Below are 21,878 nucleotides of genomic sequence, written 5' to 3'. Positions count from 1 at the left end.
ACGAAGAATTGTTTAGAAATTAAAAAAATATTTTATAAATATAAAAATAGCTTTTGGGAGCGCTAAGTTTTCCAACTCTTCCACGCCTGTAATAACCCAACTTTCCTGCAATTTTTCGGGAAAATCTTTCAGTACCAAAAATCTGATAAATAAATGCTGATGTGTTAATACATGCTTAATTACAGCCGAATTGTACTTTAAAGCAACATTACGTCCAAAAACATTCATCTGCGGCAGGGCTAAAACCTCAACGGCCTCCATTAATTCAGGCGTTTCAATCAATGGCAAATCGTACATATTTGCCCAAATATCGCCCTCGCCGCGCTTTTTAATCAAAATCTTTTTACCGTCAGAAATTAACATGTAGTTAAAAAATCTTTTGCGGATTTTAACCGTCTTTAATTTCACAGGCAAATATCCAGTTGCGTTTGTTTTGAAAGCAACACACCCTACTCTTAAAGGGCAAATACCGCAGGCCGGATTTTTTGGCTTGCACAGCATCGCCCCAAACTCCATCATGGCCTGGTTATGCGCTGCCGGTTGCTCCTTATTAAGCAGCCCATCCGCCATTTGCTGAAACATTTTTTTGCCTTTTGGCGAATTTATCGGCTCATCAACCCCAAAATATCGCGCCAGCACCCGATAAACGTTACCATCTACAACCGCCCTCGCTTCGTTAGCCGAAAATGAGGAAATTGCGGCAGCTGTGTATTCGCCTATGCCTTTAAGTTTTATCAGCTCATCATATTTTACCGGGAATACCCCATTGTATTTTTCCTGAACGAGCTGCGCCGTCTTTAACATATTACGCCCTCGCGAGTAATAACCCAGTCCTTGCCATAATCGTAACACTTCGTCCTCGTGCGCTGCTGCAAAGGCAGTTACGGTTGGGTATCTTTCTGCAAAGCGATAAAAATAGGGCATACCCTGCTTTACACGGGTTTGCTGTAATATAATTTCTGATAGCCATATTATATAAGCATCAGTAGTATTGCGCCAGGGCAGATCGCGTTTATTATTGTTATACCAGTTTACCAGTTCGGCATTAAAATCCATCTTCTGCAAAGTAACGCCTTATCATCTGAGTATCATAATTGTGGTTGAAAAATGCCCATTTTGCCCCCTTCGAAAAAAAATCTGCTATTTATTTTATTCTTTAATTTTAAAGCGATACTTTTGCAACCCCAAAACAGTTAAGTATTTATACATTTAAATAAAAGGAAACAAGATATGACCAAGGCAGAAATTATAGCTGAAATCTCATCTAAAACAGGAATAGAAAAAGTGGACGTGCAGGAAACTGTTGAGGCGTTTTTCAAAGTAGTTAAAACCTCAATGGTTGGCGGCGAAAACGTATACGTTAGGGGTTTCGGTAGCTTTGTAGTTAAAAAGAGAGCTAAAAAAACAGCCCGTAACATTTCAAAAAACACTGCCATTATAATCCCTGAGCATTTTGTACCAAGTTTTAAACCGGCTAAAACTTTTGTTGAGAAAGTAAGAAGCGGCAACAAAACAACTAACGCAACCAAATAATTAGTATGAAAGTTAAACAGATAGTCGTAGGTGTAGCAGTAGTTGCTATTATGGGCTATTTGTATTCGTTACCGGTAAAAGGGTTGTCGCAAGCCAAAGCTGCAACACGTGGCCAGGCTGCTGCGGGCGCTGCACCAATGGTTAAGGCAAACGCTAATATAAATGTGGCTACAGTATCAGCATCGGCCAAGGTCAATATTGATGCTTCTGTTGCAAAACAAATAAGCACACTTGAAAATAAGCTTAAAACAGCAGGCGATGCTGACAAAGCTACCCTGGAAAGGCAAATAGCCAAAATATGGGCTAGCGTTGCACAGCCCGCCCCGGCAGCTTTCTACTACCTGGATATTGCCCATAAAAGCAATGCCATAGCAGATTGGTTAGACGCAGGAAAAGGTTTTAATGCTGCTTACAAGTTATCGCAAGATACATCGGCACAGGGTACGTATATAGTAAATGCCGTTGACGCATTCAAAAATGCTATCAAACTACAGCCTGCCAGCCTTGAGGCTAAGACAGGTTTAGGTGTTGCTTATGTAAACGGCGGCGCTATGCCAATGCAGGGTATTGCACTTTTGCTTGATGTAGTAAAACAAGACCCTAACAACCACGACGCGCTGCTAAATTTAGGCATGTTTGCCATGAAGAGCGGCCAGTACGAAAAAGCGGTTGAAAGGTTTAAAACGCTTATTGCGCAAAAAGAAGAACTTGAACCATACTTTTATTTAGCCGAAAGCTATAAGCAACTGGGTAAAAAGAAAGAAGCGATTGCCGCTTATGAAAAATGCAAAGATATTATGGGCGACCCTTCTGCAGGGCAGCGCATTGATGAGTATATAAAGGAATTAAAGAAATAAATAATCACATTTAAACATTATTACTATGCCAAGCGGTAAAAAACGTAAGAGACATAAAATGGCTACCCACAAACGCAAGAAGCGTTTAAGAAAAAACAGACATAAGAAAAAATAGGCTGCTTAGGTAGTTTATTACCCCGGCTTGTGCCGGGGTTTTTATGTGAGTTTTTTACCCACTTATTAACTCGCGGTGCAATTTTGCACCGTTTTAAGAAATGGAGTAGCAATTGATAAAGGAATTAATTATCGATTCATCCCCCAACGGGGCTACTATTGCATTATTACAGGACAAACAACTTGTAGAACTCCACAAAGAGCATATCACTAACAATTATACTGTTGGCGATATATATTTAGGCCGCATTAAAAAAATTATGCCGAGCCTGAATGCCGCATTTGTGGATGTAGGTTATGAGAAGGATGCCTTTTTGCATTACCTTGATTTGGGGCCGCAGGTACAAAGCCTGCTTAAGCTTACAAAACAAGTACGTAGCGGTGGATACCAATCGAAGCTTTTAGATAACTTTAAGCCGGATGCTGATATTAACAAAGGGGGCAAGATCTCTGATGTATTATCAAAAGGCCTGCTTGTACCTGTACAAATAGCTAAGGAGCCAATTTCAACAAAAGGCCCCCGCTTAAGTTCCGACCTCTCTATAGCTGGCCGGTATGTAGTACTTGTGCCTTTTTCTGAGGTGATATCTATCTCAAAAAAAATCAAGAGCAATACGGAACGCAACCGCCTGCGCAAGGTGGTTGAAAGCATTAAACCTAAGCATTTCGGCGTTATTATACGCACCGTATCTGAAGGTAAAGGTGTGCCCGAGTTGCAGAAGGATCTGTTAGACCTGATATCCAAATGGGAAACATTTGTTACCAAGCTGCATGGCACCGAACCTTCTAAAAAGGTTTTAGGTGAAATTGGCCGTACATCTACCATCCTGAGGGATATCTTAAACCCCGATTTTCAGAATATTTATGTGAATGAGCAGAGTATGTATGAAGAGGTTAGGTCGTACATACACGAGATCTCTCCCGATTTAGAGGGCATTGTACGCTTACATAAACACAAGGAGCCTATTTTTGAGCACCATGGTGTGGATAAGCAGATAAAATCGACCTTTGGGAAAACGGTAAACCTTGCCGGCGGTGCCTACCTGGTTATTGAGCATACAGAAGCCCTGCACGTTATTGACGTAAACAGCGGTAACCGTACAGCTAATAAGGAGAACCAGGAAGAGAACGCGTACCAGGTAAATAAGGAAGCGGCCAAAGAGATAGCACGCCAGTTGCGCCTGCGCGATATGGGTGGTATAGTGGTTGTCGATTTTATTGACATGCACAAGCCAACCAACCGCAAAGAGCTTTTTGATTACCTAAAAGCCCAAATGGCGGATGACCGTGCCAAGCACACCATTTTGCCGCCGAGCAAATTTGGCCTCATTCAAATTACACGCCAGCGTGTAAGGCCCGAAATGAATATTGTTACCAGCGAGGTTTGCCCTGCTTGTGGCGGTACCGGTACTATAAGGCCAACCGTATTGCTGATAGATGATATTGAAACAAACTTCAATTACATACTTGAAGAGCAAAACGAGAAAAACATTACACTTTGTGTACACCCGTACATTGAGGCATACATTAAAAAAGGGTTATTTAACCGCCAAATGAAATGGTACTTTAAATACAACCAGTGGATAAAAATGAGGAGCAATCCCGCTTACCAGATCACCGAGTTCCATTTCTTCTCTGCGAAAGACGAAGAGATTAAGTTGTAAGACGCCTTAAGGCAGATATAGAAAGAGCAGATGTTTTAAAAAGCATCTGCTCTTTTTTGTTAATGGCAGATGTTGGACAGAAAATCAACTAAAATACTTAGTGCCCAGATATAAGGGCTGTCCGGGCTGGAATAAATGGGCTTATTAACGTCATATAATTAGTAGAATTAGCTATAAAATTTGTATTCTTTGCTAAGTAATTACCGCTCCCTTTTGATTGGTGCATTTCTTCTAAAAGAACCAAACGTTTTTCATTATCTGTTATTTTATTATCTCTAACGCCTTTAAGCAAATTAAACCCGCTTTCACTCTCCTCATTTAAATGAGGAGTTGAATGCTCATTTGAGTTGTTATACACACGAATATTTTGCCCATTCAAATTATAAACATTTTTCAAATAACTACCTTAATAAATTGCCGTTGTTTTACTAACTTTTAAAATATAATGGGCTGGTATTGGTGTTAAACCATTAGGATAAATTGCTTCAAGTATTAGATAAAATTTTGTGCGATTGTTAGGCGAATCTCTTTCAATGAAGTTTCCATCAAAAATAGTAACATCTAATTCATATTAATTTATTTGTCAGAAGTTACATGTGCTTTTAATGTCAGAAAAGTATTGCCTTTGTCTTTACTGATAATTCTTATTGTATCGGTTTAAAATATGTCAAAAGAATTTGCCGGGGTTATACTTCGTATTTATATAATGCAATTTAATTCTATTTAACCATAAAATCCTAATAATTTTAGCATTTGGTATATTATCTTTAAATTTATCCGCAGCAATTCTGCATATCAAACAAATGGCTAAATCTAAAATCGCTTATTTCTGTCAAAGCTGTGGTTACGAATCTGCTAAGTGGCTGGGTAAATGCCCAAGCTGCCAGCAATGGAATACCTTTGTTGAAGAAATTTTAGAGAAATCGAACGCATCTGTACCCAACTGGAAGGCGAGCCCTGCATCATCCCAAAGGGCTAACAAACCTGTTGAGGTGGGCGAAATTACATTTAAGGAAGAACACCGCCTGCTTACGCCCGATAAAGAATTTAACCGGGTATTAGGTGGTGGCATTGTAGCCGGTTCGTTAGTTTTAATAGGAGGCGAACCGGGCATCGGTAAATCTACCCTGATGCTGCAACTGGCGCTTAATATGCCAAATGTAAAAGTGTTGTATGTATCGGGCGAGGAAAGCGACCACCAGATAAAGATGCGTGCGGAGCGTTTGGTGTCGTTAGATACCCAACAGGAAAGAGCGAAGAACAAAGAATTAAAGGATGAATTTGGCAAAGGTTGTTTTATCCTGACTGAAACCTCAACCCAAAACATATTTAAACAGATAGAGGCGTTACAGCCGGATATTTTGGTGATAGATTCTATCCAAACCTTGCATTCATCGCATGTAGAATCTACCCCGGGCAGTGTATCACAAGTGAGGGAATGTACTGCTGAACTTTTGCGTTTTGCTAAGGAGACGTCCACCCCGGTATTTTTAATTGGCCACATCACCAAGGATGGCATGATAGCCGGACCAAAAATATTGGAGCACATGGTTGATACCGTGCTGCAGTTTGAAGGCGACCGCCACCATGTTTACCGCATATTGCGTACCATCAAAAACCGTTTCGGTTCATCATCAGAGATCGGTATATACGAGATGCTGGGCGAGGGCTTGCGCGAGGTGTCTAATCCATCAGAGATCTTATTATCCCAACGGGACGAACCCTTAAGCGGCATCACCATATCGGCCACGTTAGAGGGCATGAGGCCAATGCTGATAGAAACCCAGGCGTTGGTGAGCACATCCGCTTACGGAACGCCCCAGCGAACCGCTACGGGCTTTGATACCAAACGAATGAGCATGTTGCTGGCCGTATTAGAAAAACGCTGTGGTTTCCGCCTTGGCGCTAAAGACGTGTTCCTGAATATCACCGGCGGGATCCGTGTAGAGGACCCCGCTATTGATCTGGGCCTGGCCGCGGCAATTATCTCCTCGCACGAGGATATCCCCATTCCGGCAAAAACCTGCTTCGCGGGTGAGATAGGTTTATCTGGCGAGATCCGTGCCGTTAACCGCGTGGAACAGCGAATAGCCGAAGCGCAAAAGCTTGGCTTCGAGCAAATCTTTATCTCTAAATACAATATGCCAACCGCCGCGAAAGATAAAAAACGGCTCGACCTATCGCGTTATACCATCGATGTGAAAGTTGTAGGCAGGATAGAGGAGGTGTTTGGGTTGTTGTTCGGGTAATACTCAGCGCTCAACAACGTGTCTTATCTAACCAGATTTCTCCTCGTACCTCGTTCGAAATGACATAAGGAGAAAAATTTCACGAAATTCTTAATGTAAGCAACGTAATATCATCAATGGGTTTACCTTTTACAACCTGGTTAATGTGGTTCATCAGGGTTTCGTTAAACTCGTCGGGGGTAAGTTCTCCATTGGCTATCACAAATTCAAGTAGCTTTTCCTCGCTCCAGTTTTTGGCGTTTTGCGATTCGTGGTCCATTAAACCATCAGTATAATTAAACAGCAGGCTGCCCGGCTCCAGGTCAAGTTCGCCTTCGTTTAAAAATGGCAATTCATCAAAGGCGCCAATCATGGTGGTACCCAGTTTCAGCGGGATGGCTTCCCCGTTCGAATATAATATAGTTGGATTATGGCCCGCGTTAATATAGTTAAGCTTACGGGTGCGCTCGTTATACTTGGCCAAAAACAGCGTTATAAAACGCTCGCCTTTGGTATTCCTGATCATAATTTTGTTTAACCGCTCCACAACCGTAGTTAGGTCTTCTTCTATCGCCGTCAGGCCATGCAGGCTTGCCTGAAAATTTGCCATCAGCAACGCAGCAGAAATACCTTTGCCTGATACATCGGCAACGCACCATAAAAATTCGGCTTCGTTAATGCGGAAGAAATCGAAATAATCGCCGCCTATGTCCTGGTGGGGCAGGTAACGGGCACCAACCTCTACGCTGTCTTCTTTATGCTCCCTAAGCGGTATCAGCATATTCTGCACTTCAACAGCCAGTTCCATTTCGCGCTGAAAACGCTCGGCTTGCAGGCGTTCGCGAAAAAGTTTTTTGTTTTCTAACGCCACCACAATAACGTTGATCAATGTCTGGATAAAGTTCAGGTCATTGTTCAACATATCGCCCGAGGTATTAAAATCTCCGATGAGCGCGAACGCTAAAGCTTTGTTTTTGTGGTAAATAGGGATAAAATAATTATACCTGCTTAATATCTTATCGGCATGGCTGGTAAGCTCGGCAGGGGCTTTAATTTTACTTAAGTGCGCCCAGGTATGGTTTAGGGTAACGGCGCTTTCAATCTCGCCGCCATATTTAGAGATACAGCTGTATACGCCGTCCTTTTCTATCAGGAAACGGAATTTTCCTACCTGTAAATAGTTTTTGAGGATAACCTCCAGCATTTGAATTAATGTTGGGGTTGAGGTGTTCTTGTTTATAGCCCTTGTTACTTCCAAAAGCGAATTCAACTCCGACTGCCTTTTAAGCAGCAGTCTGATCAATTCATCTTCACCAGAAGTATCGTTGTTATTTAGCATTATTAAATTAGGTAGCGTAAAATAGCGAAATATTCCATTTTTAAAGGATATGTATCGCTTTTTTTAAACGATGGAAAATTTGCCACTGCTATTTAACAATACGCCCCTTCCAGGCATATTTGCGGGTATTGCCAATTAGGCCTACATATACAAAGTAAATAATGTGGATGGGGCCAAGTAATATAAGCAGGCCCACTAAATTAGAGCGCTTAAAAAAAGCTGTGATCGGTAATAAAAAAGCCACCTCTATCAAATACTTTAACAGGAACTGCACCAAAAAAAGCTTCAGATAAACAAGGCTGTAAAAGCTTAATCCCGCATTTACCAGCAGCGACAGGTTGAACAGCCAGATACAAACAGCCAGCGCCACCACCTTTTTATCTTTATAACGGGTAGATTTTGACGCCCACCTGCGCCTTTGCTGCAGAAAACCCTGCAAGGTATATTTGGCATGGGTAAATACCACCGCATCCCGGTTTTTAAAGAACGCTATCTTTTGCGGATAAACCTCTGCCACCTTTTGCAGCAGCAACTCGTCATCGCCGGAGGCAAGGTCATCTATCCCTTTAAAGCCCCCAACCTCATAAAACACATCTTTACGGTAAGCAAAATTAGCCCCGTTACAGGTTGATGCACGGCCATTACCTATAAAAGCCGCACCAATGCCTATCAGATATGAAAACTCCAGGGTTTGTAAAAGCTCGAACAAGCTTTTCTCTTCAAAGTAAGTTACCGGAGACGAGATCATGACCGGCTGGTGCATTTCGTAATAACCAATTACAGATGACAGCCATTTTGTACCCATGCGGCAATCGGCATCGGTACAAACCATCAGTTCGCCTTGCGACAGGGCAATGGCTTCGGCAATGGCCTTTTTTTTATAAGAGTTTAGTGGTTTATCCTCGTTAAGCTGTAAAAGTTTTACGCCCTGTGCGGCATAACTGCGAATGATGTTAGCTGTATCATCAGTAGAGTGGTCATCTACGATAATAATTTCGGTAAGCTGTTTAGGGTAATCCTGCGCAATGATATCGTCTATGGTTAGGCGAATGCGTGCGGCCTCGTTACGCGCGGCGATAAGGATAGTAACTTTGGTTGTAAAGCCGGTTGTGCTGATGAGCGGGCGTTTTAACGCGGCCCATCCCTTTATGAGGTAGGCAACAACTAACAGGTACAAGCCCGCAAGTAATAAAGAAGCAATGCTATACAGTGCGATCAAAAAATTTCATTTTAAAAACAAATAATGAACCTATTATGGCAGGGATGATGAGGTTAATTAACCAAATACACGATACCGCTGCAATTATAGCTATTTGCTGGTTGGTTATATATAAAAACAGGTGCATAGCCGTAAAACTTCGTACCCCAATATCTAAAAGATCATGCGATGGTATGGCCGACTGGATAAAGAGGAACACAAACACCGTTAACATCATCTCTACAAAGGGGATATCAGGCAACAGCAAGTGGATGATCAAGTAATACTGGAAAGAGAACACAAAAAAACGGGCAAGGCTATATCCAATCACAGTCAAAAGTTCGTTCGTATTGTATCGCCCCATGATCTCAAAAAAGCGATGATATTTTTTTAGGAACCCAATTTTGTCCAGCAAATCAACAAGCCATTTTATATTGAAATAAAACACCAAAAAAAGGCTCAAAAATACCGTAGATAGCACCAAAAGCAAAAGGTAAAGCCAAAGGTTAACATCCAAAAAATAATAAATGAACCATAAAGAAGCGGTTATGCCCACGAGGTTGGTGATGACGTTTTGGGCGAACGCACCAACGGCCATGGCAAACACCCCGTGGATACGTTTACGGTTTGGGAGGAACATTACGCGGCCCCCATATTCGCCAATACGGTTTGGGGTGAAAACGGCCCAGGTTAACCCGCAAAAAACGGCTTCAATAGCAACCCAAATGGAAATGTTTGTTAGCTTTTTAGCAAGGTACTGCCACTTCAAACTCTCCAGGAACCAGTTTACAGCCATAAGCAGTACCACCGCCGAAAGCGTATAAATAACCTGGTTGCGGCTGATGACAGCAATTAATGCCTCGAACTGTTTAAAGCTGTGGTTTTTTCCTAAAAACTTATTGTATATAAACAGGCCTGCTAAAACAAGTATAGTTGCTTTAATAAGGTACGAAACTGTTTTTTTTGCGGAGGCTGTCAATCTTAAAATTTGTGCAATGTTACAAAAAGCAAGCTATAAGCGGGGAGTAATGGGTAGTAATTATAACCATGCTTTTAAAATTGTGATGATACGCTGTTAATACAGGCGGCAAATAGTTTTGTTTGTAGCCATGCCTAAAGAAAATGAATTGATATATTACACCCGCCTTAACCCCTAAAAGGTATTTTATTTGTTACCAACGCATGCCATTAAAACCAAACGCGTGTTAATATGGTAATACCTTTAAAACTATTTACTTATGATGATGCATTATAAAAAAGCTTTATTGCTGATGGGTTTATCTGCCACTATATCGGCAGGTTATGCTGCGCAGCGCGATACCACGCTTGCACCGGTAGAAACACAAAACCCAAACAGTACTTATAAACCTGCGTTTCGCGGGCAAACGCGGATAGGCGGCCTAAAAACAAAAACCTCATACACCGCAACCATTATCAACAGCACTTTAAAAAGCCCATGGGGCATCCACGTATTGCCCGACGGCCGCTTTTTAATAACCGAAAAAGGCGGCACTATGCGCATATTAAAAGCAACCGGCGAATTTGATAAACAAATAGCGGGTTTACCCGCGGTAGTTGCTAAAGGCCAGGGCGGTTTGCTGGATGTAACTATCGACCCGGCATTTGCCGCAAACCGAATGATTTACTGGGGCTATGCGGAACAAGCCGAAGGTGGCTCGATACTGGCTATAGCCAAAGGGAAGTTATCGGCCAATGAAAGCAAGGTGGAGAATGTAGAAGTGATCTATCGTGCTACACCTGCATATAACGGCACCTTACAATATGGCAGCCGCATTGTGTTTGATAAACAAGGCAACCTGTTTATCAGTACGGGCGAACGCAGCGGCAACGATATCCGCATGAAAGCGCAGGACCTGAGCGCGGGCATCGGCAAAATCATCCACATTACCAAAGCAGGTAAAGCCGTTGCAGGTGGCCCTTTTGCGGGTAAAGCCAATGCCCTGCCCGAGGTTTATGCCTACGGTATGCGCAACCCGAATGGCCTGGCCTGGAACCCTACAACCGGCGAACTTTGGGAAGCCGAGTTTGGCCCACGCGGCGGCGACGAGATCAACATTATAAAACCGGGGCGTAATTTTGGCTGGCCTGTGGTTAGCTATGGTATAGAATACAGCGGCGAGAAGGTAGGCGACGGCATCAAGCAAAAAGAAGGCGTTACCCAACCCATTTATTATTGGGACCCAACCATATCGCCGGGCGGCATCACCTTTTACACCGGCAATATTGCCGAATGGAAAAACAACCTGTTTGTGGGTGGCTTAAGCGGCCAGCACATTGCAAGGCTGGTTATCCGCGCTAATAAAGTAGTTGGCGAAGAGCGTTTGCTAAAAGATAAGAACGAACGCTGGCGTGCCCTGGTAACCGGTAAAGATGGTGCATTGTACGGTTTGACCGATAGCGGGAAACTTTACAGGATAGGGAAAAAATAATTTAGATATGATTAAGGCTGATGTTTTCATCAGCCTTTTTTTGTTGGCGCATCGTTTTATTCCCTCCCTTGTGGAAAGGTGCGATGGCAGGGAGGGTTTTCTACGGGCGTTTAAAGGCCGTTTACAAGGCGCAGAAAACTCTCTCTAATCCTCTTAGGGGAGGGAATATAATATAATTTAAACGCACAGTGGTGGCACGATTTTGTCAGTAGGTAAATTTCAGAATCATTGATAATGAGCTATTTATAAAGTACACCCTGTGTTCACAATCGTGAACGTGAACATTTGGCACAAGCCGGGCGCAGAAATTGACTTAAGTACTACCCCAAGATCTCCTTAATATCATCCGCGGAAAGCGATTTGATGAAACTGTCCTCGGTGGTGATCAACGCTCGGGACAAGCTTAGTTTGCGTTGCTGCAGGGCCAGGATCTTTTCTTCAACGGTGTCTTTAGTGATGAATTTATAAATGAAAACGTTTTTAGTTTGCCCGATGCGGTGGGTGCGGTCGATGGCCTGCTGCTCTACCGCCGGGTTCCACCATGGGTCCAGGATAAAAACGTAATCGGCTTCGGTAAGGTTAAGGCCTACACCACCTGCCTTTATCGAGATGAGGAATACCCTCGTCTTTTTATCTTCCTGGAACTGTTTTACCACGTCGCCACGGTTTTGCGTGCTGCCATCCAGGTAAACATATGGGATGCCTTCCTTATCAAAATGGTTTCGGTAGATGGTCAACTGCTTTACAAACTGCGAAAACACCAGCACCTTATGCCCGCCGTTTAAAACGTTCGTAAGGGTATGGGTAACATTCTCAAATTTGCCGCTATCGCCTTCGTAGTCCGCATCTATCATGGATGGGTGGTTTGCAATCTGGCGTAGTTTTATTAGTCCCTGCAACACCTGAATCTGGGTTTTGGCGTAGGTGCCATCCTCAATGCTGCGTAGCAATTCATTCCGGTATTCCGATTTTACTTTGTCGTATACCTCGGCTTGCTCCTCGCTCATTTGGCAATATAGCAAGGTTTCGGTTTTTGGAGGAAGCTCGGTGGCTACCTGCTCCTTAGTACGGCGCAATACAAAAGGCTTGATGATGGCCTGCAGCTTGCGGGCTTTGTCTTCGTCTTTCTTCTTTTCTATCGGCGTAACAAATTCGTTTATAAAAAACTGCTGCGTACCTAATAAGCCGGGGTTAATGAACGACATCTGTGTCCAAAGATCATTCACCGAGTTCTCTACAGGCGTACCGCTCAAGATCAGTTTAAAACGAGATTTTAATTGCCTTACCGATTGGAATGATTTTGATGACGGGTTTTTGATGTTCTGGCTCTCATCTAATATTACATAATCGAAAAAGTAGGCCTTAAACATTTCGATGTCTATCCGGCTGATGCCGTAAGTGGTGATTACCACATCATAATTGGCAAAAACCTCTGCAGATTTATAACGGAATGCCCCGGTATGCACCATCAACCTCAATTGCGGCGCGAACTTTTTAGCCTCGTTAAGCCAGTTATAGATCAGCGAGGTTGGCATGATCACCAACGATGTGGCTTTGCTTCCTACTTCCTCAGTATCTTCCTTATGTTTTTGTAGCAGGGCAAGTGTCTGGATGGTTTTACCAAGTCCCATATCATCCGCCAGGCATCCGCCAAAGTGGTATTCCTTTAAAAAATGGAACCAGTTGTAACCCGCCTTTTGATACGGGCGCAAACTACCGGCAAAATTTACCGGCATAGGTACATCTTCAGTTTCTTCAAAATCGGTAAGTTTTTGCAACTTGCGGGTCATGGCAACTTCGGCCATTTCGCCGTCGTTTAGGTCATTAACTAAACCTATATGGTGCCTTCGGAGCTTTAATTCATCGCCACCCTCGCTAAAATGCAGCAGGTTGCCGTATTGCGAGAACCAGCTTTCGGGGATAACGGCTATCTCGCCCGATGGCAGTATAAACTCCTTTTTATGGCTTAGGATATGGTTTTTTAGCTGGATGAATGGGATGCGGTACGGGCCAAAGGAAACCACGGCGTTGATATCAAACCAGTCGTTACTCTCACTTATCTCCAGGTCTATTTTGGTATTACCGAATACGTAGCGCTTTTGGCCATCGGGTTGTTCCAGTTCAAAGCCTTTTTCAATTAGCGCGTCGTGATGCTGGTTAAGCCACTCAAAAACGGGAAACGAGCGGTCGCCCTCCTCGTGATGGTTGGCAACTTCCAAATTTTGGAATAAAGATGAAACGGTTTTTAGCCCCATAGCTTCTAACTGCGCCAATTTGCCTTTCTCCCAGGTTACTGACCGTTTGATGCGATGGAACAGGTAATCGTCGCCTGTTTTCTCCATGCGTACTGAAATTGTCCTGCCATCCCCGTAAGGGAAAATATAACCGGCATATTTAAAATATAGTTGCAGCTGCGAGGTGCCGCCCTCTACGTAAATAGGTTTCAGGAAAGCGGTTGCGTCATGCTTCTCGGTATTGATGGTAAACCCTTCGGCGTAAACGTTATGCTTTTCTATCAGCGGGGCAACAAACTTTTCGAAGTATGATTGCTCGGATGATTTTGGGATGGATATAAAGCGCTTGTTCAAGAAAGGCTGTAGCTTTTTACCTTCTATCTCTTTATCAAAATAATACAGCGTGTCGTCCAACAGCATCCAGGCAGGGTGGTTGCAAATAACCTCGGCATCTTTAAACATAAATTCGATACGCATGCCCTGGTATTTGATGGTAGGGAAGTAGCGGATCTCCTCTTCGTTGCGCCTAAAGTGGAATAGCACCGAAGCAGGATCATCTGCAATATGCACCTTACGGCCGGCTGGGTAGCCCTCCTTGCTCATCAGGTAAATTTGCTTGTTGCCGCTTCCTATCAGGGCCAATGCCTCTACCAGTTTCTTTTCGATTTTTGGGCGGATGGAATCGAAAAGCTGGTCGGTAAATACCTTCGCGAAAAACTCGAACGGGCGAATGGGCTTCTTATAATATTTTTTGATGATGTTACCCTGCTCAATTTCCTCCAGTATTTTAATGAGTTTGCGATCGGTATCATCAATACAATGAGTAAACTCCTCGGCCGTGTTTGAGAATAAGCGCTGGTGGGTAAAAGAAAACTCACCGTTTGGGTTCAGCTGAACAATCTGCGGCTCTATAACGTACGACAGGTAATCGTGCCGGGCAATGGCATAAATTATTTGGCAAGGTTTGGTGCTGTCTACGCGTAACATTAACTCCTAATAGATAAAAAATTATTAGAAGTTACGCTGAGAAAAAATCCAAACGTAATATAAAATATTTATACCCTAAAATTTTAGGGTATAAATATTTTAGTGAGTGGTAAATTGGGGGAATAGTGATTGGCTTATCCGAACGTCATTGCTGCGAGCGATAGCGTGGCAATCTTCGATAGACTTGTCTACGGCTCTGTAAGTAGGGGATTGCCACGCTATCGCTCAATAATGGGCGAAGAGGCATTGTTCTTTACAGCTCTATCTCCCCGTCAAAAACCAGCACTGCGGGGCCTTCTAAAAAGATATTGCTAAAATTTTTGCCATCGTGATCAAAGCGGATGTTGAGGTCGCCGCCTAATACTTTTATAGGGGTGGTAACGGAGCCTGTTTGGTGATTATGTTTAGCCATAGCCAGTGCTACAGCGGTAACTCCCGTACCGCAAGCATAAGTTTCGTTCTCTACGCCACGCTCAAAGGTGCGTACAAAGTACCCTTCGCCGCTTTTTTCTACAAAATTTACGTTGATGCCATCCTGTTTGTAGGTGGGGTTATTGCGGATGGCGTAACCTTCATTATAAACATCTTTAACCTCTAAATTGGTGGCAAATTTTACATAATGTGGCGAGCCGGTATTTAACACATAATCCTCGCCATCTTTAGTAATATCGGCTACATCAATCATTTGCAGACTAACCCAATTGCCCGCATCTGAAATTTTGGCATGATGAACACCATCCGTAGCCAGAAATTTTGTCGCATTGGTAATGATGCCCAGGTGTTTGGCAAAAGCCACGATGCAACGCCCGCCATTACCACACATGCTGCCCTCGTTGCCGTCGGCATTGTAATAAACCATCTTAAAATCGAACCCGGGTTCGTTCTCCAGCAGCATCAGGCCATCGCCACCAATGCCGAAACGCCTGTCGCATAGTTTTGCAACAGCCTGTTTGTCAAGGTTTTTTATGGTACTGTCGCGATTATCGATCAATACAAAATCGTTGCCTGCTCCCTGGTATTTATAAAAATTTATTTGCACAATGGTTGCTTATATTAGTCGTTAAATATTAAAGTATAACTATATATGACAAATATAGCCCGATGACACTCATAATTTAACAATTTTTAACAAAGTTACATATACCTTATTATTGATTATATCGTATATATGGTATTAAATTTGAACTCCAATATTAATAACGTAAAAGAAAAGTGAATAAAAATATGAAAAAAATTGGTTTAACATTATTAACCGCCTTTGTGGGTGGTGCCATGGCGTTAGGCGTATACAAACTTGTAGAAAACAAGTATGCCGACAGCATGAGTTTAGAGGATAAACAAAAAGTTTACTTCGCCAGCAACCGTTCAAATGCGCCTGTTACCTCGTCTGCCGGTTCGGTAGATTTTACACAGGCAGCGGCAGATGTAACACCCGCGGTGGTTTATATCCGAACAACGTATTCAACCAAATCGGAAGGAAACGGCCAGCAGGACCAGTTAGAGCAAATGTTTGGGCAAATGTTTGGGCAGCGCATGCGCCCCCAAGGCCCGCAAATGGCTTCAGGCTCGGGGGTTATTATTTCTCCTGATGGTTACATCGTTACCAACAACCACGTGGTTGCTAAAGCGGAGAAGATCACCATCGTTACCAATGATCACCGCAGCTTTGAAGCAAAAGTGATTGGTACCGACCCAAATACAGATCTTGCCTTGATCAAAATTGACGGCAACAACCTGCCAATTGTAAAATTGGGTAACTCTGACGCGGTACGTGTTGGCGAGTGGGTATTAGCAGTTGGTAACCCTTTTAAACTTAACTCAACTGTTACAGCAGGTATCGTTAGCGCGAAAGGCCGTAGCATCAATATCATAGGCCGCGAAGATGACGAGGACAGCCCATACCCGGTTAGGCAGCAGGACAACCCTACGCTTAGAAAAGGTATCGAATCTTTTATCCAGACAGATGCCGCTATCAACCCCGGTAACAGTGGTGGCGCGTTAGTAAACACTGCAGGCGAACTGATCGGTATCAACGCCGCTATCGCATCGCATACGGGTTCATACGAAGGATATGGTTTCGCTATCCCTATCAACCTGGCTAAAAAGGTACTGAACGATATTAAAAAATACGGTTCGGTTAAACGTGGTTACGTAGGTATAGGCTTTGCCGACCTAAGCGACCCGGAAGCGGCTAAACAAGTTAACAGCGACAAAACAAACGGATTATACGTAACCAGCCTTATAACAGGTGGCGGTGCTGAGCAAGCAGGTGTTAAAACCGGCGACATCATCACCAAAGTTGAAAGCAACCCGGTTTACGAATCATCTGACCTGCAGGAGCGTGTTGCACGTTTACAGCCGGGCGATAAAATTAACATCACCGTTTTACGTGCAGGGGTTGAAAAGAACTTCAACATTACCCTTAAGGCAGATGCACCGGTAAATAAAACCGCGGCGGTTTCAAAATCGGCAGCCGAGTTATTCAACAAACTGGGCGCAAGCTTCCAGCCGTTAAATGCCGCACAAAAATCTAAGTTTAAAGTAACCACCGGTGTTGTAGTAACCCAGGTACGCGCAGGCGGTATTTTTGATGATACCGAGATTCCGGTAGGTTCGGTTATCACGTCTATCAACAAGCAACCTATCAGCAGCGTTGCCGATATGGACAGGGTGATCACCAGTCTGAGAAATGGCCGACTGATCATCACCGGTTATTACCCTGATGGCGGCAGCTTCAGCAATGTTTTTATGGTTCAATAGTTATAAAAATTAGTATTATTTAAAAGGCCGGGGCGAACGCTCCGGCCTTTTTTTGTAGAATATATTTTCCCTTTTGTTACCCTGAGCGATAGCGGAGGATCTATTATTGAACTTTGCCTATTTAACTTGCGGGGCGAAGATTAGATGCTTCACTATCGTTCAGCATGATAAGGAGTATTCGGAGACGTTTACTCTCTATTATTTGTATCAATCGTAATGGTCACCGGCCCGTCGTTTACCAGGCTAACTTTCATATCGGCACCAAAAATACCGGTAGCTGTTTTTTTGCCTAAGATGGTTTCCAGCGTTTTGATCATTTGCTCGTACATCGGGATAGCCTTATCCGGCCTTGCCGCGCGGATGAATGAGGGGCGGTTACCTTTTTTAGTTTGCGCAAACAGCGTAAATTGGGAAATCAACAGGATATCGCCGTTAATATCAGCAAGTGCTTTATTCATCAACCCATTCTCGTCGCTAAACACACGCAAGCCGGTTATCTTTTGGGCAAGCCACTGCAGGTCTTCGTCTGTATCGGCGTCTTCAATACCCACCAACACCAAAAAACCAATACCAATTTCCCCGGTAATATTACCATCAACCTTGCATGATGCTTCTGAAACCCGTTGTATTACTGCTCTCATAGAATAGAATCAAGAAGTAAAGACATAAGAATCAAGACCATGTGTTAATGTTATTAGATATTTTTTTTTCTGTCTCTTGCTTCTTACCGTCCTGCTCGCTTACGCACGTGTATCGTTCCCATTATAAATACTCAAATAGCTGTCATACCGGGATAAGGAGATGTCGCCATCTTCTAACGCCTGCAACACGGCGCAGCCTGGTTCGTTTATATGGCGGCAGTTATTGAACCGGCATTTGTTCATGCGCTGGCGCATTTCGGGGAAGAAATGGCTTAACACCTCTTTTTCTATGTCTATCACACCTAACTCGCGGATGCCGGGGGTATCGATGATAAATCCGCCCTGCGGCAGTTCAAACATTTCGGCAAAGGTAGTGGTGTGCATGCCTTTGTCGCTCCATTCAGATACCATGTGGGTGCGCAGGTCAAGATCGGGCAGTAAGCGGTTTATTAAACTTGATTTACCAACACCCGAGTGGCCTGAGAAAAGCGTCACCTTATCTTTCAGTAATTCCTGTACGTGGTCGATGTTTGTCCCTTCCAGGGCCGAAACAGAATAGCACGGATAACCTATATTCTCGTAAATGGCCTGGTAATCGGCCAGGATCTCTAAACCTTCTTCGCTGAACAGGTCAAGCTTATTAAATATTAAACAGGCGGGCACATCGTAGGCTTCGGCGGTAACCAAAAAGCGGTCTATAAAGCCCAAAGAAGTGCGGGGTGAGGCAAGGGTAACTACCAGCAAGGCCCTATCCAGGTTAGAAGCGATGATCTGCGCTTGCTTGGAAAGATTGATAGACTTACGTATGATATAGTTTTTACGCTGATGCAAATTGGTAATAACACCGGTGCCTTGCTCGGGCTCCATATCAAAATCAACCACGTCGCCAACCGCTAACGGGTTGGTGGTAGTAATCCCCTTGATCCGGAATTTGCCCTTGATCCGGCAATCGATGGTTTCGTCGCCACTTCTTACCTGGTACCAGCTCCCGGTTGATTTTGTTATCAGTCCCTGCATACGGCCGCAATTTAGGAAGATAAACGCCATTCAAAAAATAAAACCAATTTACATTTGGTATTTAAAATAAAATCTACTTACTTTACCGACATAATATATATGATAATTAACAACTTCACCATTACAACCATTATTACCACCGGGATATATTTCGGAGGAAGATAATCGTATGGTGTAAAAACATAAACAAAACCAAATGAAAGCCTTCCTCCGAAAAGAGGAAGGCTTTTTTTTGGCCTCATAGCCTCACCTTGCCTTCTCCAAAGGAGGGGGGTGAAGGAAGTTTAAAAACCCTCTCCTTTGGTGAGGATTTAGATGAGGCTAACGGTAGCATTTAATTAGATACTAAAAATGAAAATTTTAAAGTTCGGCGGCACGTCTGTAGGCTCGGTAAACAGCATCAAAACTTTACTGGATATTTTAAAGGACGAGGATAAACCCGGCAGCCGCCCGGTAGTGGTATTATCTGCCATGGGTGGGGTAACCAACCTGCTGGTATCGATGGCCGAGGATGCTGCAAACGGCAAAGAATTTACCGCGCAATTGGCCGAGTTGGAAAAACGCCACTTTGATGCCGTTAAAACATTGCTTGATGTGCAGAACCAAAACCCGGCCTATACCCGTTTAAAAATCCACTTTAACCAGTTAGAGGAATTGCTGCAGGGCGTACTTACCCTGCGCGAACTTACCCCCAAAACCCGCGACCAGATCCTAAGCTTTGGAGAGCGTTGTTCATCTATTATGGTGAGCAAAATAGCAGCACAACATTTTAAAGATGTGCTTTTTGTTGATGCATCAGAATTGATCAAAACCGACAATTCATTTGGTAACGCCAAAGTGAACAGCGAGCTAACCGACCTGCTTATAAAAACCTTTTATCGAGAAAATAGCGATAAGCTGCTAATTGTTACCGGCTATATTGCAGGTAACGACGCCGGTCAAATAACAACCCTTGGCCGTGGGGGCAGCGATTATACCGCGGCGATATTTGGCGCGGCCTTAAATGCCGAGGAGATCCAGATCTGGACGGATGTAAACGGGATGATGACTGCCGACCCGCGGATGGTGCAAAAAGCATTTTCGTTGGAGGAGCTTACTTATACCGAAGCGATGGAACTTTCATATTTCGGTGCGAAGGTTATTTACCCACCAACAATGATCCCGGCGTTTTTGAAAAAGATCCCCATCGTTATCAAAAACACTTTTGAACCTGCTTTCGCGGGAACGGTTATCCGTCATGATTGTAAAGCATCTACTTTGCCTATCAAGGGAATCTCGTCTATCAATAATATCAGCATCCTTAATTTAGAGGGCAGCGGCATGGTGGGTAAATCCGGCTTTAGCGGCAGGTTGTTTTCGCTATTGGCGAGAGAGCAGATCAATATCATCCTCATTACCCAATCCTCATCAGAACACAGCATCACCTTTGCAGTGCAACCAAACGAGGTTGATAAAGCAAAGCTTTTAATAGAACAAGAGTTTGAACTGGAGCTATTGGCCAATAAACTGGAGCCATTGGTGGTAGAAAAAGATCAGGCCATATTAGCCGTAGTGGGCGAGAACATGAAACAAACCCCGGGCATGAGCGGCAAGCTGTTCCATGCGCTTGGCCGTAATGGTGTAAACGTTAGGGCAATTGCACAAGGTTCATCAGAGTATAATATCTCGGTGATCATCTCGGCGCACGATCTGGCTAAAGCCCTGAATGCCGTGCACGATGCCTTCTTTATCGAACTGACTAAAACCCTTCATGCTTTCTGTTTGGGTACAGGTAACATCGGTAAAACCTTGTTCAACCAATTGAACGCGCACAAAGATTTCCTGCAAAAGAATAATGGCATCCAAGTGAAGATAGTTGGTATAAGCAATACCCGCAAAATGGTTTTTAATGCTGATGGCTTGTCGTTAGATACCTGGCAGGACGATCTGCAGGCATCAGATCATAAAGCTGATTTAGGGGCTTTCATCGCCAAAATAAAAGAACTGAACCTGCCGAATTGTGTGTTTATTGATAATACCGCCAGCCCTGCGCCTATCGCGTTTTACGAGGATATTTTTAAAGCAAACGTATCGGTAGTAACCTGTAATAAAATAGGCAACTCGGCGTCGTTTGCCCAATACAAAACATTTAGGGATACCGCACGCCGCCACGGGGTTGATTTCTTTTACGAAACAAACGTGGGTGCGGGCCTACCAATCATCCGCACCTTAAAAGATCTGATGAGCAGCGGTGACCGCATCCAACGGATCGAGGCCATCCTTTCGGGTACCATATCTTTCATCTTTAATCATTTTAAAGGCGATGCCAATTTCCACGATGTGGTGAAAGAAGCCCAGGAAAAGGGTTATACCGAACCGGATCCCCGGGATGACCTGAGCGGTAAAGATTTTATGCGTAAGATCCTGATCCTGGCCCGCGATGCCGGCCACGAAATGGAAGAAGCCGATGTGCAGATAGAAAGCGTTTTGCCAAAAGCCTGCTTAGAAGCACAAACCGTAGATGACTTTTACGCGGCCCTTAAAGCCGAAGATGCCTTCTTCACCAACCTGAAACAACAGGCCGAAAAAGATAAAAAAGTATTGCGCTACATAGGCAAGCTGGAAAACGGCAAAGCAACCATCACCCTGCAAAGTGTTGATGAAAGCCACCCGTTCTATATGCTCAGCGGCAGCGATAACATTATTTCATTCACTACCGATAGGTACAAAGAACGCCCGTTAGTAGTAAAAGGCCCCGGTGCCGGTGCTGAAGTAACCGCCGCCGGCGTATTTGCCGATCTGATAAATGTAGGGGCTAATTAAGAGAGGCATGATTTTTAGAATCAAGAGACAAGATAAAAAAGACAAAGCACAGGT

General features: G+C 43.7%; 16 protein-coding genes. 7 read left to right on the top strand and 9 right to left on the bottom strand.

The window, feature by feature from the left end; genetic code table 11:
- Positions 1-12: 12 nt before the first annotated feature.
- Positions 13-1,056, bottom strand: coding sequence for an A/G-specific adenine glycosylase (gene mutY, locus NAF17_RS14880; protein WP_252758796.1), 1,044 nt, complete (start codon positions 1,054-1,056; stop codon positions 13-15).
- A gap of 174 nt (positions 1,057-1,230) precedes the next feature.
- Here mutY and NAF17_RS14875 point away from each other — a divergent pair, with 174 nt between their 5' ends.
- The 3 genes from NAF17_RS14875 to NAF17_RS14860 all read left to right on the top strand — a co-directional run bounded on the left by NAF17_RS14875 (position 1,231) and on the right by NAF17_RS14860 (position 4,168).
- The gene (locus tag NAF17_RS14875) at positions 1,231-1,533 is read left to right on the top strand and encodes an HU family DNA-binding protein (protein WP_252758795.1); all 303 of its coding nucleotides are present in this window, start codon (positions 1,231-1,233) and stop codon (positions 1,531-1,533) included.
- 5 nt (positions 1,534-1,538) lie between these two features.
- A complete protein-coding gene (locus tag NAF17_RS14870; protein WP_252758794.1) occupies positions 1,539-2,390 on the top strand; it encodes a tetratricopeptide repeat protein in 852 nt (283 codons plus the stop codon).
- 227 nt (positions 2,391-2,617) lie between these two features.
- Positions 2,618-4,168 (top strand): Rne/Rng family ribonuclease, encoded by a 1,551-nt coding sequence (locus NAF17_RS14860; protein ID WP_252758793.1) that lies wholly within the window; start codon positions 2,618-2,620, stop codon positions 4,166-4,168.
- Positions 4,169-4,265: 97 nt separating this feature from the next.
- Here NAF17_RS14860 and NAF17_RS14855 read toward each other — a convergent pair whose 3' ends face one another.
- On the bottom strand, positions 4,266-4,565 hold the full coding sequence (locus tag NAF17_RS14855) for a hypothetical protein (RefSeq protein ID WP_252758792.1): 300 nt from the start codon (positions 4,563-4,565) through the stop codon (positions 4,266-4,268).
- A 406-nt stretch (positions 4,566-4,971) separates the two neighbouring features.
- On the opposite strand from NAF17_RS14855, the gene radA reads away from it, so the two are divergent.
- Positions 4,972-6,417, top strand: a complete 1,446-nt coding sequence (radA, locus tag NAF17_RS14850) for a DNA repair protein RadA (protein ID WP_252758791.1) — start codon at positions 4,972-4,974, stop codon at positions 6,415-6,417.
- A gap of 79 nt (positions 6,418-6,496) precedes the next feature.
- Here the strand turns inward: radA and NAF17_RS14845 are convergent, their stop codons facing one another.
- The 3 genes from NAF17_RS14845 to NAF17_RS14835 all read right to left on the bottom strand — a co-directional run bounded on the left by NAF17_RS14845 (position 6,497) and on the right by NAF17_RS14835 (position 9,912).
- Entirely contained in the window at positions 6,497-7,735 is a 1,239-nt protein-coding gene (locus NAF17_RS14845; protein ID WP_252758790.1) for a PP2C family protein-serine/threonine phosphatase, read from the bottom strand.
- Positions 7,736-7,823: 88 nt separating this feature from the next.
- Positions 7,824-8,954, bottom strand: coding sequence for a glycosyltransferase family 2 protein (locus tag NAF17_RS14840; protein WP_252758789.1), 1,131 nt, complete (start codon positions 8,952-8,954; stop codon positions 7,824-7,826).
- Entirely contained in the window at positions 8,938-9,912 is a 975-nt protein-coding gene (locus NAF17_RS14835) for a lysylphosphatidylglycerol synthase domain-containing protein (protein WP_252758788.1), read from the bottom strand. Before NAF17_RS14835 ends, NAF17_RS14840 begins: the two co-directional genes overlap by 17 nt.
- Before the next feature lie 259 nt (positions 9,913-10,171).
- Here NAF17_RS14835 and NAF17_RS14830 point away from each other — a divergent pair, with 259 nt between their 5' ends.
- Positions 10,172-11,383: a PQQ-dependent sugar dehydrogenase gene (locus NAF17_RS14830; RefSeq protein ID WP_252758787.1), complete on the top strand. Its 1,212-nt coding sequence runs from the start codon at positions 10,172-10,174 to the stop codon at positions 11,381-11,383.
- 320 nt (positions 11,384-11,703) lie between these two features.
- Here NAF17_RS14830 and NAF17_RS14825 read toward each other — a convergent pair whose 3' ends face one another.
- Positions 11,704-14,604: a DEAD/DEAH box helicase gene (locus NAF17_RS14825; RefSeq protein ID WP_252758786.1), complete on the bottom strand. Its 2,901-nt coding sequence runs from the start codon at positions 14,602-14,604 to the stop codon at positions 11,704-11,706.
- Between the two features lie 253 nt (positions 14,605-14,857).
- On the bottom strand, positions 14,858-15,643 hold the full coding sequence (dapF, locus tag NAF17_RS14820) for a diaminopimelate epimerase (RefSeq protein ID WP_252758785.1): 786 nt from the start codon (positions 15,641-15,643) through the stop codon (positions 14,858-14,860).
- Positions 15,644-15,828: 185 nt separating this feature from the next.
- Between dapF and NAF17_RS14815 the strand changes: the two genes are divergently transcribed.
- Positions 15,829-17,364 carry a Do family serine endopeptidase gene (locus NAF17_RS14815; RefSeq protein WP_252758784.1) on the top strand — a complete coding sequence of 512 codons (1,536 nt, stop codon included), beginning with the start codon at positions 15,829-15,831 and terminating at the stop codon, positions 17,362-17,364.
- Positions 17,365-17,552: 188 nt separating this feature from the next.
- Here NAF17_RS14815 and dtd read toward each other — a convergent pair whose 3' ends face one another.
- Positions 17,553-18,005, bottom strand: a complete 453-nt coding sequence (dtd, locus tag NAF17_RS14810) for a D-aminoacyl-tRNA deacylase (RefSeq protein WP_252758783.1) — start codon at positions 18,003-18,005, stop codon at positions 17,553-17,555.
- Positions 18,006-18,104: 99 nt separating this feature from the next.
- A complete protein-coding gene (gene rsgA / locus NAF17_RS14805; RefSeq protein ID WP_252758782.1) occupies positions 18,105-19,022 on the bottom strand; it encodes a ribosome small subunit-dependent GTPase A in 918 nt (305 codons plus the stop codon).
- 351 nt (positions 19,023-19,373) lie between these two features.
- Between rsgA and thrA the strand changes: the two genes are divergently transcribed.
- Positions 19,374-21,824 (top strand): bifunctional aspartate kinase/homoserine dehydrogenase I, encoded by a 2,451-nt coding sequence (gene thrA, locus NAF17_RS14800; RefSeq protein ID WP_252758781.1) that lies wholly within the window; start codon positions 19,374-19,376, stop codon positions 21,822-21,824.
- The last annotated feature ends 54 nt before the right edge of the window (positions 21,825-21,878 follow it).

The organism is Mucilaginibacter aurantiaciroseus (assembly GCF_024055595.1).
Taxonomy (GTDB): Bacteria; Bacteroidota; Bacteroidia; order Sphingobacteriales; family Sphingobacteriaceae; genus Mucilaginibacter; species Mucilaginibacter aurantiaciroseus.
The sequence above is the reverse complement of the archived record's forward strand: the minus strand, read 5'-3'. Positions and strand labels throughout refer to the sequence as shown.

What these genes read in the sequence shown, in the direction of transcription:
- dtd (WP_252758783.1), bottom strand. Translation starts at nt 18,005, where the DNA reads ATGAGAGCAGTAATACAACGGGTTTCAGAAGCATCATGCAAGGTTGAT.
- NAF17_RS14845 (WP_252758790.1), bottom strand. Translation starts at nt 7,735, where the DNA reads ATGCTAAATAACAACGATACTTCTGGTGAAGATGAATTGATCAGACTG.
- NAF17_RS14875 (WP_252758795.1), top strand. Translation starts at nt 1,231, where the DNA reads ATGACCAAGGCAGAAATTATAGCTGAAATCTCATCTAAAACAGGAATA.
- NAF17_RS14815 (WP_252758784.1), top strand. Translation starts at nt 15,829, where the DNA reads ATGAAAAAAATTGGTTTAACATTATTAACCGCCTTTGTGGGTGGTGCC.
- thrA (WP_252758781.1), top strand. Translation starts at nt 19,374, where the DNA reads ATGAAAATTTTAAAGTTCGGCGGCACGTCTGTAGGCTCGGTAAACAGC.
- NAF17_RS14830 (WP_252758787.1), top strand. Translation starts at nt 10,172, where the DNA reads ATGATGATGCATTATAAAAAAGCTTTATTGCTGATGGGTTTATCTGCC.
- rsgA (WP_252758782.1), bottom strand. Translation starts at nt 19,022, where the DNA reads ATGCAGGGACTGATAACAAAATCAACCGGGAGCTGGTACCAGGTAAGA.
- NAF17_RS14870 (WP_252758794.1), top strand. Translation starts at nt 1,539, where the DNA reads ATGAAAGTTAAACAGATAGTCGTAGGTGTAGCAGTAGTTGCTATTATG.
- NAF17_RS14825 (WP_252758786.1), bottom strand. Translation starts at nt 14,604, where the DNA reads ATGTTACGCGTAGACAGCACCAAACCTTGCCAAATAATTTATGCCATT.
- mutY (WP_252758796.1), bottom strand. Translation starts at nt 1,056, where the DNA reads ATGGATTTTAATGCCGAACTGGTAAACTGGTATAACAATAATAAACGC.
- radA (WP_252758791.1), top strand. Translation starts at nt 4,972, where the DNA reads ATGGCTAAATCTAAAATCGCTTATTTCTGTCAAAGCTGTGGTTACGAA.